The organism is uncultured Methanobrevibacter sp. (genome assembly GCF_947169325.1).
GTDB lineage: Archaea > Methanobacteriota > Methanobacteria > Methanobacteriales > Methanobacteriaceae > Methanocatella.
Genome location: NZ_CAMVPN010000127.1, coordinates 1 through 4,576, shown reverse-complemented (window position 1 = coordinate 4,576; position 4,576 = coordinate 1). Strand labels below are relative to the sequence as shown.

Below are 4,576 nucleotides of genomic sequence, written 5' to 3'. Positions count from 1 at the left end.
AGAGTTCTACAAATGGCTTGAAGAAAACCACAAAAGCGAAAGGAATGCTGGATTAAATGCAAAAGGGGAAAATTCCATGATGATGGGATTTTCTACTATATCGATGCAGTGTATGTCTCATTGTGCTTCGGATGGATCGATTCAACATACAAAAAAATCGACGGAAAAAGACTTCAGAGATTCACTCCTCGAGCAGCCAATAGCAAGTGGGGAGAGCTGAACAAGGAGAGATGCCGATACCTGATCAAACGTGACCTGATGACTGAGGAAGGATACAATGCCCTTCCTGATTTGGACGGAGAATTCATTATAGCAGAAGACATTCTGAATAAATTGAAAAGTGATGATGAAATCTGGCAGAACTTCAGCAATTTCCCGGAATTATATAAGAAAATAAGAATCGGAAACATTGAACGTGAAAGAAAGAAGACTGATGTGTTTGAAAGGATGCTTAACAACTTCCTTGAAAAGACAAAAGCCAACAAAAAGTACGGCAACTGGGACGATTACGGAAGACTGTCAGCAAAAAAATAATTAATGCCAAAACAAATAATAGCTCTCCTAACTCAATAGTTGAAAACATACATCAATTAGCTCCCAACGAATATTTCGACCGAAAAGATTCAGTACAAATTATTGAATGACCTTAAAAATTGTTCGAAAACACCACACTGTTTTGAAAAATATCTGCTGAAATATCCCAGATAATTAAAAAAAAGCTTTTAAAATTGAATAAGGATATCAGTTGAATATGGGCTTTTAAATTCCAGTGACAAAAAAATTAAAAAGAAATTGAAATCAGTTATTGATTTCACTTAAAACTAAAGCAATGATTCCTGCAGGAATTGCTCCTGATGCAATCCATCCAATGGATAATCCTGAATGAAACACAGCTGCTGCACCTGCAGACAGAATAAGTGGAGCAATAAAACCCTGAAGGAATCCAACAATAAGTCCTGCCAATCCACCTTCAAGCAATGATGAGTCTATGTCCTTATCAACATATCCAGCAACAAGACCTCCAACGACAAGTGCTATGGCAAAACTGTATTGACCCACGTTTAAAAATGCAAGCAAAGCACCAACCGCCAAAGCGACAACAGTAGCAATGCATGTACCGATTGCTATTTTTTTGAAATCATAATCCATCTTTTTCACCCACCATAAATTATCAATTTAGGCATATAAAAATTTTTTGAAATTCTAAACAAAATGATTTGTAAAAATGTAAAATAATTAAAAAACACCAATAAAGCAATATTATAAAAAACAATAGCCACATATCAAACACAAAAGGTATAGTGTAGAAAAACAGAAATATATTACATATAATACAAGGGGTGTATCATGGACGATAAGATAATGTGTCCTAAATGCTTTAAATTCAATGAGATGCAGAAATTCTGCATTTACTGCGGTGAAAAGCTGCTTGATGATGAACAGCTTAGACTTATGAGAGAAAATCCGAATGCATATTGTCTAAACTGTGCAAGACCAGTTAAGGAAGACCAGGTGAAATGCGAATGCGGATACGAATTGGGAGATATTAAATGTCCCGAATGCGGTGAGAAGAATGCATACGCAAACAAATTCTGCACATCATGCGGAAAAAAGATCTGGACATCCGACGTCTACAGCTACAAATACGTAAAACGCCTTTTTGAAAATCATCTTCTAAATGAAGTGATGCCCCCTTCAATGTCACATCTTTCGGTATACAAACGAAGCACAAACCGCTCAGTCTGGTCCAATGAACCTGCATTCCATTACGACGACACATTAGAAAAGCTCAAATCAAGGGACTTGGAGGCAAATGAAAACCTCTATGAGATATGTTCAAGATGGAGACTCGTCTCACCTAACCAGTGCATAAGCTGCCTTAGGGTATACACGGGAGTGTGCAGCTGCATGACACCGTTTTTAACAGATAAAAAACGGGTTGACACCCTTCAAAGCGAAAAAAATAATTATATCCCTCCAATGTTTGACAATCCTGCCCTGAAATGGACTTCAAAAAACAAGCATGTACTGTATCTCAAATCACTGGCTCCTGCTATCGGAGAGTCACAGATGGAGTACAGGGAAAGGCTCAAGTGGGAATTTGCAGAAAACATCTACCGCAAGGAGAAGATAAAAAATGCAATGGCAAACAGAAAAGCCACAAAACCTAAGCCTCCCGAACCGGCAACAACAAAAAGGACTTCCAAAGGAGGCTACTGCAACATCAACTGCAGCCATTTCTTTGAAGAGTATATATTTGACCATGACGGCGACGGAGACTATTATGATGAGGTGCCTGAGTATTACTGTGAGTTGGGACATCCTGAAATATACACCCGGAGCTTCTGTAAGGACTTTGAATGAAAAGGGAGTCAAAGGATATGGATGATTTAAAGAAGGTTGAGAAAAAGTTTCATGAGTACCTGAAGGCAAGACTTGATGAAAAGATCTATCGAATTGACGAAATCAGGGTAACTAAAGATTTGCTTGAAAAGGAAGCTGCTTTCTACATCCCATTCGGATGGATATCATATTTTCTGGTCATTGAAGACGGAAAGCCTGCAGTGTATGCCCATGCCTGCTCAAGAATGGATCTTGACACTGTTGCATTCATTGATGAGGACGGCTTTGAGGACTATGATGTGTGGGGAAATTACAATCCAGACATGGCAAAAAAATACAGCATTCATGCAAGAAATGTGAAAAGGTTCAACTATAAAGAGGATTTGAGATTTATAAGCGACGTTGAAAGATAAGAATTTAAAAGGAAGGTATTATTATGACTTTTTTGAACAAAGATGCAAATATCAAACAGTTTCAGATGGTTAAATATATGAATGAGAATTGCGCTGATGACCATGTGATGTCAAAGATGACAATTATGCTTCGCCGTGACAAGATTGAAGCACCCTATTACATGATTACCAAAATCAGAATGTCTTCCTGCATTGACAGGCCGGAAAAAGGACTCGTTCATGCAATGGATGTGCTGAACCTCACCCGAAGGCACAATCTAACCGAAGAGGCATTCAATGAAATCAAATCATTAATCGTGGATAAAGACCTGGAGGAAGGCTTGGTGAAAATCACTGAAAAGGACCAGGAGCTTAAGATGGATTTGATGAGCAGAACCGATGATGAACTCCTGAATCTCTTTGAAAGCTACGAGGAACTCTTTGGAAAAATCGACAATCTGATTGACTAGAAAATTAGTTATATGACTTGACTTGACATTAACAACAGTGCTTTTAGATTGAAAACCGCTTTTGAAAAGTAGTTGATACATATATGATATTATGGAACATAACCCCTTTTTAACATTAACATCCCAATTAGCAATTCAAAATTACTTTCTAAAACCCATGCATCAATTCTTTTCTAAAATCAGAGCCCAATTCTACAATGAGAGCAGTTAATGTCAAACAAAAAAAATGCAAATAATGTGGCCATTGGCCTTTTAAACCACATCATTTTGAAAAAAATGAAAAAATTCTACAGCTCAAAATTGAAGCTTACAGCTGTGAATTTCATTCCGCTGTCCCTGATTTTCTTGGATTTGATTTCCACATCACCATATTGCTTTAGGAAGGTGTTGATCTCATTTGAGACAGCATTATAATTTTTCCTGTCGTAAACCCTGTAATTTCCCATGAATTTAACTGTTTCCTGCTTTTTAAGGACATTTACCTGGTCCATTCTGAATGATTCGTTGTTTTTCTCTAAAACTGAGTTTACCTTGTCCACAATTTCCTCTTTGATTTTCGCTTTTTCCTCATCGCTAATCATTAATATTCCTCCTTCACAACTTCCAATTAATCCAATCATGAAATCTTCTAAAACAACTGTTTTATATCTTTATTGCTCATCAAATATAAGGTTATGAATATATGACCTGCCCATCTGTTTTTGATGGTGATTACTGTGTTGTTCAAGCCCAATATCTGATAGCAGTCAATTTTATCAGCAATCCTATTTAAAACACTGATGTTGTCAAATTCAAGGCCATCTCTCTCAACTATAGGGTTGAAACTAATGCCTGTATCCTTAATGAAAATCAGTATCTGCTCATCAGTGTTCTTGACAATGACACCAATCGTATCGACACTCTCGTTGATGCTTATGAGGTTTACCAGAATCTCCTCAATGGCAAGACTCATCAAGGCGGCGGATCTGTTTTTTGAGAGATACCCTTTGACTTCACCGGCCAGCCTAACCGCATCGCCGATATTCCCATTGATTGTATGACCATATACTTTCCATCTTTATGCCGTTTAACAACTTGAAGTTTCTCTCATATGTCATTTGAATTATCCTATTGGCAAAAATGCCATCATGAGTTCGTCCAATAATTCAATTTTTTGATTGGATTTTTATTAAAAAGTTTTACTCTTAGAATAAGATTAGTGGAGTTTCAGGAGTTATTTTACACTTGAAATTTCACTTCGTTACTTTTTTTAGAATTTTTTGGTTAATTTTAGAGTGATTTTGCTTAATTCGTTACTTGTTTATTTTGTGTTTTTTGTTTAGATGTGTGTTTTTATTGATTGTTTGGGAAATGTGAGCGGGGCTTTTATTG

7 protein-coding genes are annotated in these 4,576 nt (G+C 36.8%); 4 read left to right on the top strand and 3 right to left on the bottom strand.

The annotated features are described in order from the left end of the window. Positions 1 to 108: 108 nt before the first annotated feature. Entirely contained in the window at positions 109 to 534 is a 426-nt protein-coding gene (locus tag Q0W26_RS11515; protein WP_298525571.1) for a YdeI family protein, read from the top strand. A 264-nt stretch (positions 535 to 798) separates the two neighbouring features. Here Q0W26_RS11515 and Q0W26_RS11510 read toward each other — a convergent pair whose 3' ends face one another. Continuing rightward, positions 799 to 1,149 (bottom strand): hypothetical protein, encoded by a 351-nt coding sequence (locus tag Q0W26_RS11510; protein WP_298525568.1) that lies wholly within the window; start codon positions 1,147 to 1,149, stop codon positions 799 to 801. Positions 1,150 to 1,347: 198 nt separating this feature from the next. Here Q0W26_RS11510 and Q0W26_RS11505 point away from each other — a divergent pair, with 198 nt between their 5' ends. The 3 genes from Q0W26_RS11505 to Q0W26_RS11495 are packed head-to-tail and all read left to right on the top strand — an operon-like array spanning position 1,348 to position 3,205. After that, entirely contained in the window at positions 1,348 to 2,364 is a 1,017-nt protein-coding gene (locus Q0W26_RS11505; RefSeq protein WP_298525565.1) for a hypothetical protein, read from the top strand. Beyond that, complete coding sequence (locus Q0W26_RS11500) at positions 2,361 to 2,756, top strand: hypothetical protein (RefSeq protein ID WP_298525563.1); 396 nt, start codon at positions 2,361 to 2,363, stop codon at positions 2,754 to 2,756. The genes Q0W26_RS11505 and Q0W26_RS11500 overlap by 4 nt, the downstream gene beginning before the upstream one ends. A gap of 23 nt (positions 2,757 to 2,779) precedes the next feature. After that, positions 2,780 to 3,205 (top strand): hypothetical protein, encoded by a 426-nt coding sequence (locus Q0W26_RS11495; RefSeq protein ID WP_298525558.1) that lies wholly within the window; start codon positions 2,780 to 2,782, stop codon positions 3,203 to 3,205. Positions 3,206 to 3,492: 287 nt separating this feature from the next. Here Q0W26_RS11495 and Q0W26_RS11490 read toward each other — a convergent pair whose 3' ends face one another. Together Q0W26_RS11490 and Q0W26_RS11485 are read right to left on the bottom strand one after the other, a co-directional pair. Continuing rightward, complete coding sequence (locus tag Q0W26_RS11490) at positions 3,493 to 3,825, bottom strand: hypothetical protein (protein WP_298525556.1); 333 nt, start codon at positions 3,823 to 3,825, stop codon at positions 3,493 to 3,495. Positions 3,826 to 3,833: 8 nt separating this feature from the next. After that, complete coding sequence (locus Q0W26_RS11485) at positions 3,834 to 4,157, bottom strand: hypothetical protein (protein ID WP_298525553.1); 324 nt, start codon at positions 4,155 to 4,157, stop codon at positions 3,834 to 3,836. Between the last annotated feature and the right edge of the window lie 419 nt (positions 4,158 to 4,576).